This is a genomic window from Actinomycetes bacterium (genome assembly GCA_035506535.1).
GTDB lineage: Bacteria > Actinomycetota > Actinomycetes > DATJPE01 > DATJPE01 > DATJPE01.
This window is the reverse complement of record DATJPE010000023.1, coordinates 1-20,972: the sequence shown is the minus strand read 5'-3', so window position 1 is coordinate 20,972 and position 20,972 is coordinate 1. Positions and strand designations below refer to the sequence as shown.

Below are 20,972 nucleotides of genomic sequence, written 5' to 3'. Positions count from 1 at the left end.
GGCGGAGATCCCGGTCACCGAGAGCAGGCCGCGCGCCTGGGCGAGCTGGTCGATGTCGTCGGCGACGTACGTCGACAGCGAGTCGCCCGTGACCAGCACGCGCAGCGGACGCGATCGGGTCGGGACCCGCAGCAGCGGCGGTGAGGGGGGCGGCGGTGACGCCGTCGGCCGGCCGGCAGGTGAGGCGCCCGGCTGCGGCGAGGGGCCTGGCGCCGAGGGGAGCGGCGGGGGCACCGACGCGCCGGAGATGACGCCGCCCTGGCTGTCCTGCCGGCGCAGCGCGGCGTCCAGTCCGCGGCGCGGCAGGTCGAGGCCGCTGGCGCCGGCGGCCCGGTTCAGCGGCTGCGCCACGGCCAGCGTCGCGCTGCGCGTCAGACCAGGCCGCATCCCGAGGCCGGCGCGCACCAGCGCCCTGGAGTCCAGGGCGGCCGCGGTCAGCAGCGCGACGAGCACGACCACGATCGCCTGTCCGGCGGTCGTCCTCCCGGCGCGCACCCGGGTGGCCGGATGTGCGACCGCGTCGATGGGCTCCTCGGTGGGCCGCCGCTCCTCGTCGCTGCTCATCGCGACCTCAGAACCGGAAGTAGAGGAAGGGAGCCACTCCCTGGTCGGCGACCAGCGAGGTGACGACGACGACTGAGCAGCCGAGGGCCGCGCCCTGGGCGAGGAGTGGCAGGGCGCTGAAGCGCTCCTGGATCCCCGTCCAGAACTCCGTCGGCACGACCTGGGTCGCGAAGCCCGCCGCCATCGCCGCCAGGACCGGCAGCGTGATGAGCGGCGACGGCCCCGGGTGCGGGAGGCGGCCCAGCAGCTCCAGCGCGGCCGGAACGCTGCGCGAGCGGAAGAACACCCACGCCAGGCAGACGAACTGGAAGGTCAGGAAGCCGCGCAGCGCCCGGCCCGGTCCGGGCGCGTCGAGGTCGGCGTTCGGGTCGAGGTCGCGGACCCGGTGGCGCAGCCCGCGTGGCCGGGTCCGTCTCGCCGCGAGCAGCACCCCGGCGGCCACCGGGGCGGCACCCGCTCCGACGAGGACGCGCTCCCCTGACCCCCGCGGCGTCCCGTCGCCGGCGAGCGACGCGGATGTGCCGCGTTCCTCGCGGTCCCGGGCCCAGCGCTCGACCACCAGCCCGGCGCCGTGCAGTCCGCCCCAGACCACGAAGGTCCAGTTCGCGCCGTGCCAGAGGCCGCCCAGCAGCATCGTGATCATGATGTTGCGGTACGTGCGCCAGCGGCCGTCCCGGCTGCCGCCGAGCGGGATGTAGAGGTAGTCGCGCAGCCACCGGGACAAGGTCATGTGCCATCGCCGCCAGAAGTCCTGCAGCGACGCAGCGGTGTACGGGCGGTCGAAGTTCTGCGGGAACCGGAAGCCGAGGAGCAGGGCGAGGCCGATCGCCATGTCGGTGTAGGCCGAGAAGTCGCAGTAGATCTGTACCGCGTAGCCGTAGATGGCGGCGAGCGCCTCCTGACCCGAGTGCGCCCTGGGGGCGTCGAACACCGGGTCGACCAGACGCGTCGCGAGCAGGTCGGCCAGCACGACCTTCTTGAACAGCCCCCCGAGGATCAGGAACAGCGCCGGCCCGGTCGCGACGGACGAGCGGTCCCGCGGGGACGCCAGCTGAGGGATGAACTCCCGTGCCCGCACGATCGGGCCGGCGATGAGGTGGGGGAAGAACGCCTCGTAGATCGCGTAGTCGATCGCGGTGGCCGGCCGGATCCGCCCGGCGTGCACGTCGGCGACGTAGGAGATGGCCTGGAAGGTGAAGAACGAGATCCCGATGGGCAGGGCGACCTCGAGCAGCGGCACCGGCGCCTGCAGGTGGAGGGCACCCAGCATCCGCTCGACCGAGCCCTCGAAGAAGTCGAGGTACTTGAACACGCCGAGCAGCCCCAGGTTCAGCGCGACCGCGCCGGTGAGCAGGCGGGTGCGGTTGACCGGGGAGGCGGTGCGGTGCATGAGGACGGCGGCGCCCTGGTTCAGGACCGTGGACCCCGCGAGCAGGCAGACGAAGCGCCAGTCCGCGTAGCCGTAGAAGACGTACGACGCCACCAGGATGAACGGCTTCCACAGCCTGGGCCGTGGCATCAGCGCCCAGCTGAGGCAGAGCACGACGACGAAGAAGCCGGCGAACTGCACCGTTGGGAAGATCACCTGACCGCTTCCTCGCACCACGTCGATGACGACCGCAGCGTCGTTCGCACGCTACCGGCCCGAGGACGCGACACGGCCTCGCGAGGTTGCGTGTCGTGACGGCCCGGCTCCTCCCTTACGCTGGCCGCCGTGGAAGCACTCGACGACGTCGCCCTCCAGTCCGAGCAGGCCCTGGTGCGCTCGGGGTGGGACACCCTGGACCTGCTGGGCATGATCGGTGCCCAACGGTCCAAGGCGCTGCTGTCCCACCGGTGGGACGCCGAGCGCGAACGAGGCGCGCAGTGGTTCCGTCCGCTGCGCCGCCCCGAGGGCTGGACGGCCCGCTCGACGGAGGTCTACGAGACGCCGAACACCCTGGCGCGCTTCCGCCGCACGCTGGACTTCGTCGGGCACGGTGACCGCGTCCTCGAGATCGGCACCGGCAAGGGCTACACCGCCGGGCTGTTCCTGCGTGACGGGGGCGCCGCCGCCTACCTCGGCATCGAGCTGGACCCTCGCAACGTGGTGAAGGCCAACGAGGTCCTGGCGGTCAACGGACTGGACGACCGCGGCCGCGTCATGCAGGGCGACCTCTACGACCTCGACCCGCGGTTGGTCGCGGAGTTCGCCCCCACGCTGGTGGTCTGCGTCGAGGTGCTGGAGCACGTCGACGACCCGGAGAAGGCCGTTCGCGCGCTCGCCGACGCGCTCCCCCCGGACGCGGACCTCCTGGTGTCGGTGCCGGTCAACGGCCGGCTCGAGTCGGTCTGGGGCCACGTGTCGATCTTCGATGCCGACCGTACCCGACGGATGATCGAGGACGCGGGGCTGCACGTCCACGCGGTCGACGTGGCCGCCGACAAGTGGGCGCTCATCCTCTCCTCGCATCGGGCGGAGGCCAGCCCCCGCGCTGCGGTCGCCGCCGTGGCGGCGGTCGAGGGGCGGGAACCCCCGCCGCCGCGCCCTGGGCCGCGCGCCTTCCACCGCATCGACCTCGCCACGGCGCGCCCGGCGCGCACGGCCAAGGGTGTCGACGCGCCGCGGATCGCCCCGGCCAAGGAGGGCGTCACGTGCACCGTGAGCGCCGCCCGCTCGCGCCTTCCTCGTCTGGGGGGCCACACCGGTGGACTGGCCTTCGACGTCGCCTCGGCTCGAGGGCTGCGGCTGGAGCTGGACACGGCCGAGGCGGACGGCCTCAAGGCCGTCGTGGTCGACGCCTACGCCGGTGAGACCCTCATCGCCCGCTGGCGCTGGGACCTGGCCAAGCGCCCCCCCTCCAAGCCGAAGATCACCTTCGTCTTCGGCGAGGGACGCCAGGAGGCCTTCTTCACCCAGTTCCGCAAGGGGGACCTGCAGCAGGCAGACACCGTCGAGGTGCTGGCGGTCGTCGCGGCCGGCAGCTCGCCCACTCTCGGGCTCCCCCGGGCAGCGACCCTGCACTGAGCCGTGCCCGGACATCTCGAGCCCGAAATCCTCGAGCCCGGACCTCGTCATGGTGAACGTCCCTGGCCCGGGCAGTGGGCCCCGCTGGGGGTGACCCCGGATGACGAGGGGGTCAACGTCGCGGTGTGGACCGAGGACGCGCACGGTGTCGAGATGTGCGTGTTCTCCGACGACGGCGTGGAGACGCGCTACTCCCTCGACGAGCAGACCTTCCACGTCTGGCACGGCTACCTGCCCGGTGTCCGCCCCGGGGACCGCTACGGCTTTCGCGTGCACGGGCCGTGGGATCCCGCGCGCGGGCACCGCTTCAACCCGGCGAAGCTGCTCGTCGACCCCTACGCCCGTGCCGTCGACGGGCCACTCGTGGACGACGACGCGATCTTCGGGCACGTCCGCGGGGGCGACACCGGCGTGCGTGACGAGCGGGACTCCGCTCCCTACGTCCCGAAGTCGGTGGTGGTCCGCGACGGCTTCGACTGGGGTGAGGACCGACCGCCGCGCGTCGCGTGGAGCGACACGATCATCTACGAGGCGCACGTCAAGGGTCTGACCCGACGCCATCCCGGAGTCCCCGAACCGCTCCGGGGGACCTACGCCGGTCTGGCCCACCCAGCGGCGCTCGAGCACCTGATCGGCCTCGGGGTCACCGCCGTCGAATTGTTGCCGGTGCACCAGTTCGTCACCGAGCCGCGGCTCCACCAGAGCGGGCTCTCGAACTACTGGGGGTACAGCACCCTGGCCTACTTCGCGCCACATGCCGGCTACTCCTCCTCCGGCAGCAGAGGCGCTCAGGTGGGCGAGTTCAAGGCGATGGTCAAGGCGCTGCACGAGGCCGGCCTGGAGCTGATCCTCGACGTGGTGTACAACCACACCGCCGAGGGGGACGACCACGGCCCGACGCTGAGCTTCCGCGGGATCGGCAACGCCGCGTACTACAAGCTCGCCAACGACCGACGTCGCTACGCCGACTACACCGGGACGGGCAACACGCTGGACCTCTCCCACCCTCACGTCCTGCAGCTGGTCATGGACTCCCTGCGGTACTGGGTGCAGGAGATGCACGTGGACGGCTTCCGGTTCGACCTCGCCTCGGCCCTGGCCCGCTCCCTGCACGACGTGGACATGCTCAGCGGCTTCCTCACCACGATCCAGCAGGACCCCGTGCTGTCGGGGGTGAAGCTGATCGCCGAGCCGTGGGACGTCGGCGCCGGCGGCTACCAGGTGGGCGAGTTCCCCCCGCTCTGGTCGGAGTGGAACGACCAGTACCGCGACACCGTGCGTGACTTCTGGCGGGGACGTAGCGGAGGGGTGCGCGCGCTCGGCTACCGCCTCTCCGGCTCCTCGGACCTGTACGCCGACGACGGGCGACGGCCCTTCTCGTCGGTCAACTTCGTCACCTGTCACGACGGGTTCACCTTGCGGGACCTCGTGACCTACGAGCGCAAGCGCAACGAGGACAACGGCGAGCACAACAGGGACGGAAGCGATGACAACCGTTCCTGGAACCACGGCGTGGAGGGGGAGTCGGCCGACCTCCAGGTGCTGTCGTCACGGCGGCGAACCATGCGCAGCATGCTCGCCACGCTCCTGCTCTCCACCGGTGTCCCCATGATCACGGCGGGCGACGAGATCGGGCGCACCCAGGACGGCAACAACAACGCCTACTGCCAGGACAACGAGGTCTCGTGGGTGGACTGGGCCCTCGAGCCCTGGCAGCGCGACCTCCTCGAGTTCACCCGCAGTCTGCTGGAGCTCCGCCGGGCCCATCCGGTACTGCGCCACCGCCACTTCTTCGAGGGCCGCCCGGCGGTGCCGGGCGGCCCCAAGGACCTCGCGTGGTTCGCCCCCGACGGCAGCGAGCTCACCGACGACCTCTGGTGGTCGCCGGGCCTGCACACGCTGGGGATGTACCTGGCCGGTGACGCGCTCCAGGCCCGCAACGCCCGAGGCGAGCCGATCACCGACACCTCGTTCCTCCTGCTGCTGCACGGGGCCGAGCACGAGGCCGAGTTCGTGCTGCCCGCCGCGCCGTGGGCGGGGAAGTACCAGCGACTGTTCGACACCGCCGACGAGCGCCCGCGGCCAGCGCACTGGATGGACTCCCCCGGGGACGTCGTCGTCCTCGGCGCGCGATCCTTCGTGCTCCTCGAGGCCCACCGCGAGCCACTGGGCCGCGGCCCGGGCCAGCGACCAGCGTCCTAGAACAGCTGCTGGTAGCGCGCGGCCGCCTGGGGGAAGCTGCCGTCGTCGATCACGTGCCGGCCATCGGGCGGATTGCGGTTGAAGTAGACCTCGAACGCTGTCGTGTGCGTCCCGAACCACTGGTGCATGTGGTCGATGAACGCCGGGTCGTCGCCGCCACCGCCGCCTTTGGCCATGGGTGACCCCGGTCCGACCAGCCCCCACTCGCCGTAGGACAGCGGCTTGTCGTGCTGGGCCGCGAAGCGGGCCCAGAACTCCAGGCCCTGAGCCGTCGGCCCGGTCGGGTCCACGAGGTGGTCCCAGCGCGACTCCGGCGTGGAGTGAGGGTCGTTCCACTTCATGTCGTAGACGTCCTCGCCGATCGCGTCGACATAGGCGTCGCCCGGGTAGGCGAGCGTCGCGTCCATGTGGAGGTCGCCGCCGACGGCCACGTTCCAGTCGAACCGGAAGGACTGGCCGGGCACCGAGCGCATCGCATCCACGATGTGGCGGAAGTACTCCTGGTAGGCGAGCGGGTCAGGCTGCGCCGACCAGCGGAACCAGGTGCCGTTGAGCTCGGGACCGATGCGGATCCAGGCGTTGCCGAGCCCGGCGGCGACAAGGTTGAGCGCGGTGTGCCGGAAGTAGACGTCGTACTGCCCCTGAGCCCCGGCGCTCATCGTGGTCCACGTCAGGTTGGGCAACATCGGGACCGTGATGAGCATGCGGTCGCGATAGGGGCTGCTCGCCCAGGTCTGCGCCCACCACGCCGGCACCTGGATGTCCGCCCAGGTCGACTGCGGCAGGTAGGCGCCGACGATGCCGACCGAACGCCCCCGCCACTGCTCGAACGACGTCACGCACGACGTTCCCGTCCCGCCGCAGTAGACCCCGGACGCCACGTCCGGAAGCGGCTGGGGAGCGACCGACGGCAGCACCGGCAGGGCCACTGCGGACCCGTGGGACCACGGGCGCGCCAGCCCGAGGCCGATCACCACCAGGGCGAGGACCACCAGCACCGCCACCCCGGCCCGTCGGCCCGGCCGGCGACGACGGCGCGACGGCTGGTCGACCGAGCGCGTCTCGACCGCTCCCCCCATGGACTCCACTGTGCCTCACGAGCCTGAGGATCAGCGAAGGGCGGTCTCCGACGCGGTCCTGCGGTCGGGCGGGAGGGCGACCAGGTTCATCTCCGCCGGGCTCGCCAGAAGCTCGTTGCGCGGCAGCACGCGGATGGTGTAGCCGAAGGAGCCGGCGCGCTCCAGGGTGAGGGTCCCCTCGTAGCGCCACCGACCGTCCTCGTACTCCTCGGCCGGCTCGAGCGCGGACTCCGACGGCACGATGATGCGGTCGTTGTCGTCCACCCGGCCGTGGACCACCTCGACCCGGACGTCGTCCGGCGTGAGGCTGCCGACGGACACGAACACGCGCAGCCCGAGCTTCTGGCCGAGCTCGGGCGCGTCTTCCACGGGGGTCGTCTCCACATGGTCCACCCGCACCGCGGGCCACGCCTGGGTCACCCTCGCCTTCCACGCGGCGAGCCCCACCGCGCGGGCGTGGCCTGGCCCGTCCACCGCTCGCGCCGAGACGGCCGCCGGTGTGTAGAGCTCGGTCACGTAGTCGCGCACCATGCGGCTGGCGAGGACCTTGGGGCCGAGAGTCGCGAGGGTGTGCCGGACCATCGCGAGCCAGCGCGGCGGGTTGCCGTGCTCGTCGCGGTCGTAGAAGCGGGTCGAGACGCCGTTCTCGATCAGCTCGTACAGAGCACCGGCCTCGAGGGCGTCACGGCGCTCGGGGTCGTCCACGCCGTCGGCCGTCGGGATGGCCCAGCCGTTCTGCCCGTCGAACATCTCGTCCCACCAGCCGTCGAGGATCGAGAGGTTCAGGCAGCCGTTCAGCGCTGCCTTCATGCCCGACGTGCCGCAGGCCTCGAGCGGGCGAAGCGGGTTGTTGAGCCACACGTCGCAGCCCGGGTAGAGGTTCTGCGCCATCGCCATGTCGTAGTCGGGCAGGAAGACGATGCGGTGGCGGATCTCGGGGTCGTCGCTGAAGCGGACCAGCTGCTGGATCAGCTTCTTGCCCCCGTCGTCGGCGGGATGGGCCTTGCCCGCGACCACGATCTGGACCGGCCGGGTCGGGTGGAGCAGGAGGGACTTCAACCGCTCCTCGTCGTGCATCATCAAGGTGAGCCGCTTGTACGACGGGACGCGGCGGGCGAAGCCGATCGTGAGCACGTCCGGGTCGAGGACGTCGTCGATCCACGACAGCTCCGCGGGGCTGGCCCCCCGCTGCAGCCAGCTGGCGCGCAGCCGCTGCCTCGCCTCCTGGACGAGACGCTCTCGCAGGAGCCGCCGGGTCGCCCAGATCTCACCGTCCGAGACGTGCTCGAGCGCCGCCCAGGCGTCCCCCTCCTGAGAGACGTCCTGCCCTCCCGTGGCGCGCTCGATGAGATGAAGGGCCTCACGCGCCACCCAGGTCGGGGCGTGGACCCCGTTGGTGACCGACTGGATGGGCACCTCGTCCTCGTCGAAGGCTGGCCACAGCCCGTTGAACATGCGGCGGCTGACGACCCCGTGCAGGCGGGCGACCCCGTTGGAGCGTTGCGCGAGGCGCAGGCCCATGACCGCCATGTTGAACACGCTGGGATCGCCGCCCTGGTAGGTCTCGGCCCCGAGCGAGAGGATCCGCTCGACCGGGATCTCGGCGGAGAAGACGCCGGAGTTGAAGTGCTGCTCGACGAGCTCTCGCGGGAAGCGGTCGATGCCCGCCGGCACCGGGGTGTGCGTCGTGAAGACGGTGCCCGCGCGCGCGGCCTCGATCGCCGCCTCGAAGCCCAGGCCCTCATCCTCCACCAGCTCACGGATCCGCTCCACCCCCTGGAAGCCGGCGTGCCCCTCGTTGGTGTGCCAGACCTCGGGCATGGGGTGGTCGGTCAACCGGCACCACGCGCGCAGCGCACGTACGCCTCCGATGCCCAGCAGCATCTCCTGCAGCAGGCGGTGCTCGGAGCCGCCGCCATAGAGGCGGTCGGTGACGTCGCGCTCCTGCGGCTCGTTGCGCTCGGTGTTCGAGTCCAGCAGCAGGAGCGGCACCCGGCCGACCTCAGCCTTCCACACCTGGGCGACCAGGGCACGGTTGCTGGGGAGGTCGAGGCGCACGGTGAGCGGCTGGCCGGAGGCGTCCCGGACGAGGGTGATCGGGAGCTCGTTGGGGTCCAGCACCGGGTAGTACTCCTGCTGCCAGCCGTCCGCCGACAAGGACTGCTTGAAGTACCCGCTGCGATACAGCAGACCCACGCCGAGAATCGGGACACCGAGGTCGCTGGCGCTCTTCAGATGGTCACCGGCCAGGATGCCCAGGCCGCCCGAGTACTGCGGCAGCACATGGGTGATCCCGAACTCCGGTGAGAAGTAGGCGACGCTCGCCGGCCGCTCCTCCGAGTACGACTGGTACCAGCGTGGCTCGGCGAGGTAGTGCTGCAGGTGGTCGTGGGCCGCGTGCAGGCGCCCCAGGAAGTCACCGTCGTGGGCGAGCGACTCGAGGCGGCTCGGAGGCACCGCCCCGAGCAGCCGCGTCGGGTCCTCACCGAGGCGGTGCCACAGCTCGGGGTCGATCGAAGCCAACAGGTCGCGCGTCGGCGCATGCCAGGACCAGCGCAGGTTGCTGACCAGCTCGCCCAGAGGGGCCAGCGGCTCGGGCAGCACCGTGCGCACGGTGAAACGACGGATCGCTCGCATGAGCGCGAACCCTAGTGGGCTCAGGTTGCAGGTTCGCAAACCGGAGAGTCGTTCGACGCGTGGGAGACCACCCGTCGGGAGTAGGTTCCCGATCGATGACTGCCAAGACGGGCCGTATCCCGATTCTCGACATCGCTCCGGTCGTGAGCTGCGGCAAGTGGCCGGCCAAGGCGGTGGTCGGCGAGACCTTCCCGGTCAGTGCCACGGTGTTCCGAGAGGGCCACGACCTGCTCGGCGCGAACGTCGTCCTGCGGCGACCCGACGGGTCCAAGGGCCCGTGGACGCCGATGCGCCTGCTCGCGCCGGGCACGGACCGTTGGGGCGCCGACGTGACCCCCGACGTCGAGGGCTCGTGGAGCTTCCTCATCGAGGCGTGGAGCGATCCGATCGGCAGCTGGCTGCACGACGCGGAGATCAAGCTGCCGGCCGGGCTCGACGTGGAGCTCATGGCGGAGGAGGGCGCGCGGCTGTTCGATCGGGCCGCGGCCCGCGTCAAGGGGGCGGACCGCGAGCACCTCGCGGGTGTGTCCAGGGCCCTGCGGGACGCCTCCCGCCCGGCGGAGGCACGACTCGCGGCGGCGACGTCGGCCGACGTCACCCGGATCCTGCACGCCGGGCCGCTGCGCGACCTCATCACCCGCTCGGAGCGCTGCCCGTTGCGCGTGGAGCGCGAGCGCGCCCTCTTCGGCTCGTGGTACGAGTTCTTCCCCCGCTCGGTCGGGGCCCGGCGCCGCCCGGACGGGAGCTGGGCGTCCGGGACGTTCGAGACCGCGCAGGCCCGGCTGCCCGAGGTCGCGGCCATGGGCTTCGACGTCGTCTACCTCCCACCGATCCACCCGATCGGGCGGAGTTTTCGCAAGGGGCCGAACAACACCCTCGACCCGGGTCCGAACGACCCCGGGGTGCCCTGGGCCGTCGGCTCCGCGGAGGGCGGGCACGACGCGATCCACCCTGAGCTCGGGACGATGGAGGACTTCGACGCCTTCGTCGCCGCGGTCCGCTCGCTGGGGATGGAGGTGGCGCTCGACCTCGCTCTCCAGGCCTCCCCGGACCACCCGTGGGTCACCGAGCACCCGGAGTGGTTCAGCCAGCGTGCCGACGGATCGATCGCCTACGCCGAGAACCCGCCGAAGAAGTACCAGGACATCTACCCGCTGAACTTCGACCACGACTACCCGGGCCTGTACGACGAGGTCCGCCGCGTCGTCCGACTGTGGATGGACCACGGGGTCCGGATCTTCCGGGTGGACAACCCGCACACCAAGCCGGTGGCCTTCTGGGAGGAGCTGCTCGGGGAGATCCACGCGAGCGACCCCGACGTGCTGTTCCTGGCAGAGGCGTTCACCCGGCCGGCCATGATGCGCCAGCTGGCCACCGTGGGCTTCCACCAGTCCTACACCTATTTCACGTGGCGCAACGAGAAGTGGGAGCTGGAGAGCTACTTCAACGAGCTCGCCCACTCGACGGCTCATGTGCTGCGTCCCAACTGCTTCGTCAACACGCCCGACATCCTGCACGCCTATCTGCAGTACGGCGGCCCGGCCGCGTTCAAGATCCGGGCCGTCCTCGCGGCGACCCTCTCCCCGACATGGGGGGTCTACTCGGGGTACGAACTTTTCGAGCACGTCGCCCTGCGTCCTGGCAGCGAGGAGTACCTCGACTCCGAGAAGTACGACTTCCGGCCCCGCGACTACGCCAAGGCGGAGGCAGAGGGCCGCTCGCTGGCGCCGTACCTCACCCGCCTCAACGAGATCCGCCGCGAACATCCGGCGCTGCACCGGCTGCGCAACCTCACCTTCCACCCGACCGACAGCGACCAGGTCATCTGCTACTCCAAGCGCGAGGGCGAGGACGTGATGGTCATGGTCGTCAACCTCGATCCGCACGGCGCGCGTGAGACCACGGTCCATCTCGACCTCGGTGCCCTCGGACTCGTCCCCGGCGACTGGTACGTCGTCCACGACGAGCTCACCGCAGCGAGCTTCCCGTGGGCGGAGCACAACTACGTCCGTCTCGACCCCTTCGTGGAGCCGGCGCACGTGTTCCACGTGCGGAGCCCCTTGTGAGCGTCCCGACCCCCGGAGCCGTACCGAACGCCTACGACGACCGGGTGGCGCGTGACCCGCAGTGGTACAAGCGAGCCGTCTTCTACGAGGTCCTGGTCCGGGCCTTCTCCGACAGCGACGGCGACGGGACCGGCGATCTTCGGGGTCTGACCGGCAAGCTCGACTATCTTGCCTGGCTCGGGATCGACTGCCTGTGGCTGCCGCCCTTCTTCGCCTCCCCCCTGCGTGACGGCGGCTACGACATCTCGCACCTGACCGAGGTGCTCCCCGAGTTCGGGACGCTCGGCGACTTCGTGGAGTTCGTCGACGCGGCACACGAGCGTGGGATGCGGGTGATCATCGACTTCGTCATGAACCACACCAGCGACCAGCACCCGTGGTTCCAGGCGAGCCGCTCGGACCCGGACGGGCCCTACGGGGACTTCTACGTGTGGGCCGACGACGACGTGGGGTACGCCGACGCGAGGATCATCTTCGTCGACACCGAGACGTCCAACTGGACCTACGACCCGTTGCGCAAGCAGTACTTCTGGCACCGATTCTTCAGCCACCAGCCCGACCTGAACTACGAGAACCCACGGGTGCAGGAGGCGATCCTCGAGGCGTTGCGGTTCTGGCTCGACGTCGGCATCGACGGCTTCCGGCTCGACGCCGTGCCCTACCTCTTCGAGCAGGAGGGCACGAACTGCGAGAACCTTCCCGCCACGCACGCCTTCCTCAGGATGCTGCGCACCGAGATCGACCGCCTCTACCCCGACAAGGTGCTCCTCGCCGAGGCCAACCAGTGGCCCGAGGACGTCGTCGACTACATGGGCGACCCGGAGGCCGGCGGCGACGAGTGCCACATGGCGTTCCACTTCCCCGTCATGCCCCGACTGTTCATGGCGGTTCGCCGAGAGTCGCGCTTCCCCATCACCGAGATCCTCGAGCGGACACCGGCGATCCCCAGTCAGTGCCAGTGGGGCATCTTCCTGCGCAACCACGACGAGCTGACGCTCGAGATGGTGACCGACGAAGAGCGCGACTACATGTACGCCGAGTACGCGCAGGACCCGCGGATGAAGGCCAACGTCGGCATCCGGCGCAGGCTCGCCCCGCTCCTCGACAACGACCAGGGGCAGATCAGGCTGTTCAACGCGCTGCTCCTGTCGCTGCCCGGTTCCCCGGTCCTCTACTACGGCGACGAGATCGGGATGGGCGACAACATCTGGCTCGCCGACCGCGATGGCGTGCGGACGCCGATGCAGTGGACCCCCGACCGCAACGCCGGGTTCTCCACGTGCGACCCGGGGCGGCTCTATCTGCCGCTCGTCGCCGACCCGGTGTACGGCTACCAGGTGACCAACGTCGAGGCGCAGCTTCGCTCGACCTCCTCGCTGCTGCACTGGACCCGGCGGATGCTCCAGGTCCGCAAGAGCCATCCCGCCTTCGGCCTCGGCAGCTACACCGACCTCGGCGGGACCAACCCCGCGGTGCTCACCTTCGCCAGGATCTACGGGGAGGACGTCGTCCTGGCGGTCAACAACCTCTCGAGGTTCCCGCAGCCGACCGAGCTCGACCTGTCGGCGTTCGAAGGCCGCCGTCCGGTCGAGCTCACCGGGGGCGTCGAGTTCCCCCGCATCGGAGAGCTCCCCTACCTGCTGACCCTCGCGCCCTACGGCTTCTACTGGCTGCGCCTGCGGAAGGACGAGGGATGAGCCCACGCGCGACCCCCGCGGGCCTTGACTCCTTCCTCGAGAACGCCCGGTGGTTCGCTGGCAAGGGGACCACGTACGCCGTCATCGGCATCGATGTCCTGAGCGTGCTGCGCGAGGACCCGCTCGTCGAGCTGTGGCGCCTGCGCGTCGAGCACGGCGGGACCGAGCACGACTACCAGCTGGCCGTCGAGGCACGAGAGTCCCCCGACGAGCGGCTGACACACGTGCTGGTCGGCGAGCTGGACGGCACGTGGTACTACGACGCGCTGCACGACCGGGACGCCACCCAGCTGTGGCTGGAGCTGCTCGACGGCTCCCGACGCGTCGACGGTGTCGCGGCCCATCGCATCGGGGTCCGCGAGCTGCCGCTCGGCACCCCTGGGCGAGTCCTCACCGCGGAGCAGAGCAACACCTCGCTGGTGTTCGGCTCCGCGCTCATCCTCAAGGTGTTCCGCCGGGCGCAGCCCGGCGTCAACCCTGACGTCGAGATGCACGCCGCGCTCGAAGCGGCGGACTGCCCTTACGTCGCTGCCCCCTTCGGCTGGCTCGAGACCGGCGCCGGCGTGTTGGCCTTCGCCCAGGAGTTCCTCGGCGGTGGGGCCGAGGGCTGGGAGCTCGCGATCAGCAGCGTGCGCGACCTGCTGCGCGAGGGTGACCTGTACGCCGAGGAGGTCGGCGGGGACTTCGCCTCCGAGGCGCACCGGCTGGGCGCGGCCACCGCGGAGGTGCACGCGGCGCTACGCGCCACCCTCGCGACCGAGCAGTGGGGCGCAGCCGAGATCGCGGGGCGCGCCCGGCGATTCCTCGAGCGGCTGGAGGAGGCGCAGGAGGCGGCGCCGGTGCTGGGCGCGTACGCCGACGCGGTGGCCGCGCTCTACCACTCGCTCGCCGCGCAGCCCGTGGAGGTGACGGCCCAGCGCGTGCACGGCGACCTGCACCTCGGTCAGACCATGCGGGTGAGCACCGGCTGGAAGATCCTCGACTTCGAGGGCGAGCCGTCCACGCCGGTCGAGGAGCGTCGCGCTCTCGACAGCCCCCTGCGCGACGTCGCCGGGATGCTCCGCTCCTTCGACTACGCGGCGCGTTACGCCCTCGGGGACGAGACCCCGGACTCGCAGGCCTCCTATCGGGCGTCGGAGTGGGCCGAGCGCAACCGTGCGGCCTTCTGCGAGGGCTACGCCCACGCCGCAGGCGCCGACCCGCGCGACCAGGACCGGTTGCTTCGGGCATACGAAGCGGACAAGGTGATCTACGAAGTCGTCTACGAGTCCCGCATGCGCCCGCACTGGGTGTCGATACCGCTGTCCGCCCTCGATCGACTGGCTGGTAACCCATGAGCGCCAAGCACGCGACGCCTGCCACCCACGACCACACCTGGATCGAGGCCGTGGTCGCCGGCGCCGACCACAACCCGCACGGCCTGCTGGGTCCCCACCCCAGCGCGGACGGCGTGGTCATCCGGGCGCTGCGCCCGCTCGCGTCCTCGGTGACCGTGGTGACCCCGGGCGGGCGGTTCCCGATGGAGCACGTGCACGAGGGCGTCTTCGCCGTCCTCCTACCGGGCACCGACGTCCCGGACTACCGGCTGGAGGTCGACTACGGTCAGGGAGCGCACACGTCGGACGACCCCTACCGCTTCCTGCCGACCCTGGGCGAGGTCGACCTCCACCTGATCGGTGAGGGGCGCCACGAGCAGCTGTGGAAGGTGCTCGGGGCGCGCGTCCACCGCTATCCCGGTGTCCTCGGCGACGTGGTCGGCACGGCCTTCGCGGTGTGGGCACCGAACGCGCGCGGCGTACGCGTCGTCGGTGACTTCAACCACTGGGACGGCCGGGCGCACCCCATGCGCTCGCTCGGGTCGTCAGGCGTCTGGGAGCTGTTCGTCCCCGACGTCGGGGACGGCACTCTCTACAAGTTCGAGGTGCTCGGGGCCGACGGGGTCCGGCGGCAGAAGTCCGACCCGCTCGCGCAGGCCACCGAGCAGCCCCCCGCCACCGCCTCCCGAGTCTTCACCTCGGCCCACGTGTGGGGGGACGAGGAGTGGATGGCCCGGCGCGCGGGGAGCGACCCGCACAACCAGCCGATGAGCATCTACGAGGTCCACCTCGGGTCGTGGCGGCCCGGCCTGTCCTACGTCCAGCTCGCCGAGGAGCTGGTCTCGTACGTGGCCGACCTCGCCTTCACCCACGTGGAGTTCCTGCCCGTGGCCGAGCACCCGTTCGCGCCGTCCTGGGGGTACCAGGTCACCGGGTACTACGCCCCGACGTCTCGCTTCGGCTCCCCGGACGACTTCCGGCTCTTGGTGGACCGCCTGCACCAGGCGGGGATCGGAGTCATCGTCGACTGGGTGCCCGGGCACTTCCCCAAGGACGCCTGGGCGCTGGCCCGCTTCGACGGCACGGCGCTGTATGAGCACCCCGACCCCAGGCGCGGGGAGCAGATGGACTGGGGGACCTACATCTTCGACTTCGGCCGACGCGAGGTGCGCAACTTCTTGGTCGCGAACGCGACCTACTGGCTCGAGGAGTTCCACATCGACGGCCTGCGCGTCGACGCCGTCGCGTCGATGCTCTACCTCGACTACAGCCGCAAGGCCGGGGAGTGGGCGCCGAACGCCTTCGGCGGGCGCGAGAACCTCGAGGCCGTGTCGTTCCTCCAGGAGGCCAACGCCACCGTCTACAAGCGCAGCCCCGGCACGGTGACCATCGCCGAGGAGTCCACCGCCTGGCCCGGTGTCACCCGGCCGACCCACCTCGGCGGACTCGGCTTCGGGCTCAAGTGGAACATGGGCTGGATGCACGACACCTTGTCCTACGTCGCGCACGAGCCGGTCCATCGCCAGTGGCACCACAACGAGATGACCTTCTCGCTCGTCTACGCCTGGAGCGAGCAGTACGTGCTGCCGCTCTCCCACGACGAGGTCGTCCACGGCAAGGGGTCCCTGCTGCGCAAGATCCCGGGCGACCGCTGGCAGCAGCTCGCGACCCTGCGGGCGTACCTGGCCTACATGTGGGCGCACCCGGGAAAGCAGCTGATCTTCATGGGAGGAGAGATCGGTCAGGAGGCGGAATGGTCCGCCGACCGCGCTCTCGACTGGTGGCTGCTCGACCACGCCGACCACCGTGGCATGCAGGCCGTGGTGCGCGACCTCAACCGGGTCTACCGGCAGACGCCGGCCCTGTGGGCCCGCGACCACGAGCCGGGCGGCTTCGAGTGGATCGACGCCAACGACGCCGGCGGCAACACCTTCTCCTTCCTGCGCTGGGACCACCACGGCGGGGCGCTCGCCTGCGTGTCGAACTTCGCCGCGCTCCCGCACCACGGGTACCGCCTCGGGCTGCCCTTCGCGGGGCGCTGGGAGGAGGTGCTCAACACCGACGCCGATGTCTACTGCGGCAGCGGGGTGGGCAACCTGGGCGCGGTCGAGGCGACCCAGGAGAGCTGGCACGGCCGGCCCGCCTCGGCGGTGCTCAACGTCCCCCCGCTGGGGACGGTCTGGTTCCGACCGGCCATCTGACAGGCCGTGAGCCTTCGGTCACTGCACGTGATTCCCCTTGATACACAAGGGCGATCGGACGAACGGGGGATCCGACCCGGATCGCCCACCCACTAGGGTTTGGACGGCGGACGACGCGGGAGCGACGCCTCCGGGGGGAGAGTCGTCGGGCGTTCCCGGGAAGGCCGCACAGGGGTAACAGCACGGAAACACCCCGGCCTCGTCCAGCGCCTAACGTGAAACGCTCGACGTCTCCGGGGGGCCGTGCGCTCGAACACAGGGGGTTGGTGGATGTCCGACCGCGGGAGCCGGCGACACGTCGTCCGGGCCAGCCGGGGCGCGGTGACCGAGGGGCGCTCACGCAACCTCGCTCGTGGCCACCGCCCGGCCCTGGACGGGACGCCGTCCTCGACGGCACGGCTCGAGGACGACGACCGCCCCAGGGTCGTCCACGATCGCCTCGAGGTCGTGCACGACTACCGCCCCGGGCGCAGCCGGCCGCGGATGCAGGCGCGCTACCTGCTGATCGCAGGTGACCTGTCCGTCGCCCTCTTCTACATCCTGCTCCACCCGGCCAACCTCCGGGTGCTGCTGCTCACCCTGGCCCTGACCATGACGCTGTTCGCCAGCGGCCACCTCTACAGCCCACGACTGCACCTGTCGCTGCTCGACGAGACACCCGCCCTCCTGGGCCGGATGGCCACCTCGATCGGCGTGGTCGCCCTGTTCCTCGCCGTCAGCAGCGGCCGCTCCGTGCGGCACTTCCTCGTCCTGGCGAGCCTCGGCGCGCTGCTGCAGCTGATGATGCGCGGCATCGTCTTCGCGTTCCTCCGGTTGGCTCGCAAGCGGGGCCTGGTCAGCCACCGAACGGTGTTCCTGGGCGGGGGCATGGTCACCCAGAAGCTGGCGGCCACCCTGCGCAACCACCCCGAGTACGGCTTGCGGGCGGTCGGCTGCGTCGACCGGACGCGCCCGGTCCCCGAGACCGAGGAGGTCGCCCCCTGGCTCGGCAGCACCGACCAGCTCGAGCAGATCCTCGACATGCACGGCGTGAACATCTTGATCATCGCGTTCGGCAACGAGAAGGAGGAGGACCTCGTCGCCCTGATCCGTCAGCGGGCCTTCGCCAGGCGGCAGGTCTTCGTGGTGCCGCGGATGTTCGAGATGGACGTGGCCCAGCGGGCCGGCGACCACATCGGGGCGTACCCGATCGTCCGGCTCCCCCGACGTGCCCTCTCCGGCCCCTCCTGGCGCTTCAAGCGGGCCTTCGACCTGGTCGTCGCGTCACTCGCCATGATCTGCCTGGCGCCGGTGCTGCTGGCCTGCGCGATCGCGGTCCGGCTCGAGGGCGGCCGGGGGGTCATCTTCCGGCAGGTCCGCATCGGCAAGGACGGGGAGCCGTTCGAGCTGCTCAAGTTCCGGTCCATGCGCCCGGAGGCTCCAGGCGACGCGGACGTCACCTGGAACATCAAGGGCAACCCCCGGGTCGGCCCCGTGGGCCGGGTCCTGCGCAAGACCAGCCTCGACGAGCTGCCGCAGCTCTGGAACATCATCCGCGGTGACATGACGATCGTCGGGCCGCGGCCGGAGCGGCCGTACTTCGTGGAGCAGTTCTCGGCCGACTTCCCGCGCTACCCGCACCGCCACCGGGTGCCGGTCGGCCTGACCGGGCTCGCCCAGGTGAGCGGGCTGCGCGGGGACACCTCCATCGAGGACCGGGCCCGCTACGACAACTTCTACATCGAGTCCTGGTCGTTCTGGCTGGATCTCAAGGTGCTGCTGCGCACCGTCCGCGAGGTCGTCCGCGGTGGCGGAGGCTGACACCGCCCCGACCGAGGATCGGTCACACGCGAGCCCACGCTCGCATCATCGACGTAGGAAGCACCGCGGCCGCCGACTGTTGGCCGCGGTCGTCGTCGTTTCGCTTCTCCTGGTCACGGCCGGCGGTTGGGTGGCCTACCGCGCCAGGCAGGCCGACCGCGAGCTGCGCACCCTGCGCAGCCTGGCCGAACGGACCAGCGCCGACGCGAAGGCGTTCCGCCTCGCCGCCCTGGGCGATGACCTGAGCGCCCTCGGGCAGCAGGCGGGCACCGCGCGCTCGATCAGCCACGACCCCCTGTGGTGGCTCGCCGCCCAGCTGCCCGGGCCGGGCCGGGACGCGGCGGCCGTCCGCGTCGCATCCGGGGTCATGGCCCAGGTCGCGGCCGCGGCCGCTCCCATGGCCGGCGCCCTGCCGAGGCTGACCCCCGACCGGCTGGCGAGCACGGGACGCATCGACACCGCCGCGCTGGCGCAGGTCGCCGCCGCCACCGCCGGGCTGCAGACGGTGGTCTCGTCCGGGACCGCCCGCGTGGACTCGATCGACACCGCGGGGCTGCGTCCCGAGGTCGCCGATGCGATGTCCGCGTTGCGCAGCGCGCTGGACAAGGCCGACGGGGCGCTGAGCGCCGCTGCCCCCGTCCTGGGCGTCCTCCCGGCGATGCTCGGGGCGGACGGCCCGCGGCGGATCTTTCTGGCGCTGGAGAACGACGCGGAGGCTCGCGGCGCCGGGGGACTGATCGGCGCGTACGCCATCCTGAGCAGCGACCACGGACAGGTCCGGCTCGTGCGGTCGGCCTCGCGCAAGAGCCTTCCCGGCGGGATCGTCATCCCCACCACGGGTCTGCCGACCGACTACCTCCAGCTGTGGGGGACGGACGCCCAGGTGTGGGCGGGCCTCGACCTGAGCCCGCACTGGCCCTACACCGGCCAGCTGGTGGACAACGGGTGGCGCAAGCTCACCGGCCAGTCCCTCGACGCCGTGGTGGGCCTCGACCAGTACGTGGTGGCCGGGCTGCTCGCCGGGACCGGGCCGGTCGCCGTTCGCGGCGTCACGGTCACCGCCGCGAACGCGGTCTCCTTCCTGTCCAAGGACATCTACCGCGAGTTCCCAGACGTGACGGACAAGGACGCCGTCGTGGGCGAGCTCGTTCGCGAGGTGTTCCAGCGCCTCGTTGCCGGTCAGGTGGACCTGGCCCCGCTGGTGTCCGCCCTGCGTGAGCCGGTCACCCAGCACCGGCTCACGGTGTGGTCGTCCCACCCTGAGGAGGAGACGAAGCTGGCCGCGATGGCGGTCGGTGGCGTGCTGCCCGACCAGCCCGGACCCGTCGTGATGCCGGTCATCAACAACGGGGGCGGGAACAAGCTGGACGCCTATCTGCGGGTCGACACGACCTACGACCAGGGCAACTGCCTGGGGGACGTACGGCTGTCCCAGGTCGTCATCCGGCTCACCAACACCGCCCCCGCCACCGGACTGCCGGACTACGTCGTGGCCCGGCCCGACCGCCTGGAGCTGCAGGAACCCCCGACCGTCCGCGGCGCCAACCGCGTGCTCGTCGACCTGTACGGACCGGTGGACGCCGAGGCGCCGCTCGTGACCGTGGACGACCAGCAGGTCGAGGTCAGCGTGGGCCAGGAGCGCAGCCATCCGGTGTGGGGCCTCGCGGTCGAGCTGCGCCCCGGCCAGACGCGGACCGTCGCCTTCCAGGTGCTCCAGCCCGTCGAGGCCGGGCTACGCCCGGCCATCTCCGCGCCGACCGTGCTGCTGCAGCCGATGGCGATCCCCGCGACGGCTCGAGCCGTGGCCGGGACGGCGTGCGGCGCTCCGGGCACGGGCTGACCCGACGCCTCCCGCCCGCCACCGACGTTTCAGTGCACGACGAAGGTGATCGTGGAGTAGGTCCCACCGCCCGAGGCCACCACGAGATAGGAGCCGGACCTCGGTACCACGAACACCACCGAGACCCCGCCGTGGGAGTCGGTCCTGACGTGCTGGGTCTTGGAGAAGTGGGTGTTGTAGACCCTGATCTCGATCAGGCTCCCCGCGGGGAAGCGCCCCAGCGTGACGTGGAACGGCTTCTGCCTCTTGACGTAGCCGACGTGGCACGCCGGCGACGTCGCCTTCACGGTCGTATAGGCGGACTCGGGATAGTTGCACCCGTAGGTGTGGGCCGAGGCCGTGATCGTGCCGTGGCTGTACGGAGAGGTGAAGGTCGCCCTGGCCGTCCCGTTCGAGCTCGGCGTGCTCGTGCTGAGCGAGCCGAAGGTGAACTTGACCCGGCAACCCTTGGCCACGTTGCCGGCGGTCAGGGTGACCTGCTGGCCCTTGGCGACCGTGGCACGGTCCGCGACCAGCGTCAGCTTGGTCTTCGGCGGATAGGTGTGGTGCTTGTGGTGCTTGTG

Annotated in this window: 13 protein-coding genes; 8 read left to right on the top strand and 5 right to left on the bottom strand. The window is 71.1% G+C overall.

The window, feature by feature from the left end:
* Both VMI11_03255 and VMI11_03250 read right to left on the bottom strand, forming a co-directional pair.
* The coding region (locus VMI11_03255) for a hypothetical protein (protein ID HTY71423.1) at positions 1-564 on the bottom strand (564 nt) is incomplete at its 3' end.
* Between the two features lie 7 nt (positions 565-571).
* Complete coding sequence (locus tag VMI11_03250) at positions 572-2,149, bottom strand: MBOAT family protein (protein HTY71422.1); 1,578 nt, start codon at positions 2,147-2,149, stop codon at positions 572-574.
* A 129-nt stretch (positions 2,150-2,278) separates the two neighbouring features.
* On the opposite strand from VMI11_03250, the gene VMI11_03245 reads away from it, so the two are divergent.
* Positions 2,279-3,571, top strand: coding sequence for a class I SAM-dependent methyltransferase (locus tag VMI11_03245; protein HTY71421.1), 1,293 nt, complete (start codon positions 2,279-2,281; stop codon positions 3,569-3,571).
* A 27-nt stretch (positions 3,572-3,598) separates the two neighbouring features.
* On the top strand, positions 3,599-5,773 hold the full coding sequence (glgX, locus tag VMI11_03240; GenBank protein ID HTY71420.1) for a glycogen debranching protein GlgX: 2,175 nt from the start codon (positions 3,599-3,601) through the stop codon (positions 5,771-5,773).
* Here glgX and VMI11_03235 read toward each other — a convergent pair.
* Together VMI11_03235 and glgP are read right to left on the bottom strand one after the other, a co-directional pair.
* The gene (locus VMI11_03235) at positions 5,770-6,852 is read right to left on the bottom strand and encodes a glycosyl hydrolase (protein ID HTY71419.1); all 1,083 of its coding nucleotides are present in this window, start codon (positions 6,850-6,852) and stop codon (positions 5,770-5,772) included. The genes glgX and VMI11_03235 overlap by 4 nt on opposite strands.
* A 30-nt stretch (positions 6,853-6,882) precedes the next feature.
* On the bottom strand, positions 6,883-9,489 hold the full coding sequence (gene glgP / locus VMI11_03230) for an alpha-glucan family phosphorylase (GenBank protein HTY71418.1): 2,607 nt from the start codon (positions 9,487-9,489) through the stop codon (positions 6,883-6,885).
* 95 nt (positions 9,490-9,584) lie between these two features.
* Here glgP and VMI11_03225 point away from each other — a divergent pair, with 95 nt between their 5' ends.
* The 6 genes from VMI11_03225 (at position 9,585) to VMI11_03200 (ending at position 20,409) form a co-directional block, all read left to right on the top strand.
* Entirely contained in the window at positions 9,585-11,555 is a 1,971-nt protein-coding gene (locus VMI11_03225; protein HTY71417.1) for an alpha-1,4-glucan--maltose-1-phosphate maltosyltransferase, read from the top strand.
* Positions 11,552-13,252, top strand: a complete 1,701-nt coding sequence (gene treS / locus VMI11_03220; GenBank protein ID HTY71416.1) for a maltose alpha-D-glucosyltransferase — start codon at positions 11,552-11,554, stop codon at positions 13,250-13,252. The genes VMI11_03225 and treS overlap by 4 nt, the downstream gene beginning before the upstream one ends.
* Positions 13,249-14,589, top strand: a complete 1,341-nt coding sequence (locus tag VMI11_03215; GenBank protein HTY71415.1) for a hypothetical protein — start codon at positions 13,249-13,251, stop codon at positions 14,587-14,589. The genes treS and VMI11_03215 overlap by 4 nt, the downstream gene beginning before the upstream one ends.
* Entirely contained in the window at positions 14,586-16,769 is a 2,184-nt protein-coding gene (glgB, locus tag VMI11_03210; GenBank protein ID HTY71414.1) for a 1,4-alpha-glucan branching protein GlgB, read from the top strand. Before VMI11_03215 ends, glgB begins: the two co-directional genes overlap by 4 nt.
* Before the next feature lie 270 nt (positions 16,770-17,039).
* A complete protein-coding gene (locus VMI11_03205; protein HTY71413.1) occupies positions 17,040-18,569 on the top strand; it encodes a sugar transferase in 1,530 nt (509 codons plus the stop codon).
* A gap of 79 nt (positions 18,570-18,648) precedes the next feature.
* Positions 18,649-20,409, top strand: a complete 1,761-nt coding sequence (locus VMI11_03200; GenBank protein ID HTY71412.1) for a DUF4012 domain-containing protein — start codon at positions 18,649-18,651, stop codon at positions 20,407-20,409.
* Between the two features lie 29 nt (positions 20,410-20,438).
* On the opposite strand, the gene VMI11_03195 is transcribed toward VMI11_03200, so the two are convergent.
* Positions 20,439-20,972: hypothetical protein (locus VMI11_03195; GenBank protein ID HTY71411.1), on the bottom strand; the 534-nt coding region annotated here is incomplete at its 5' end.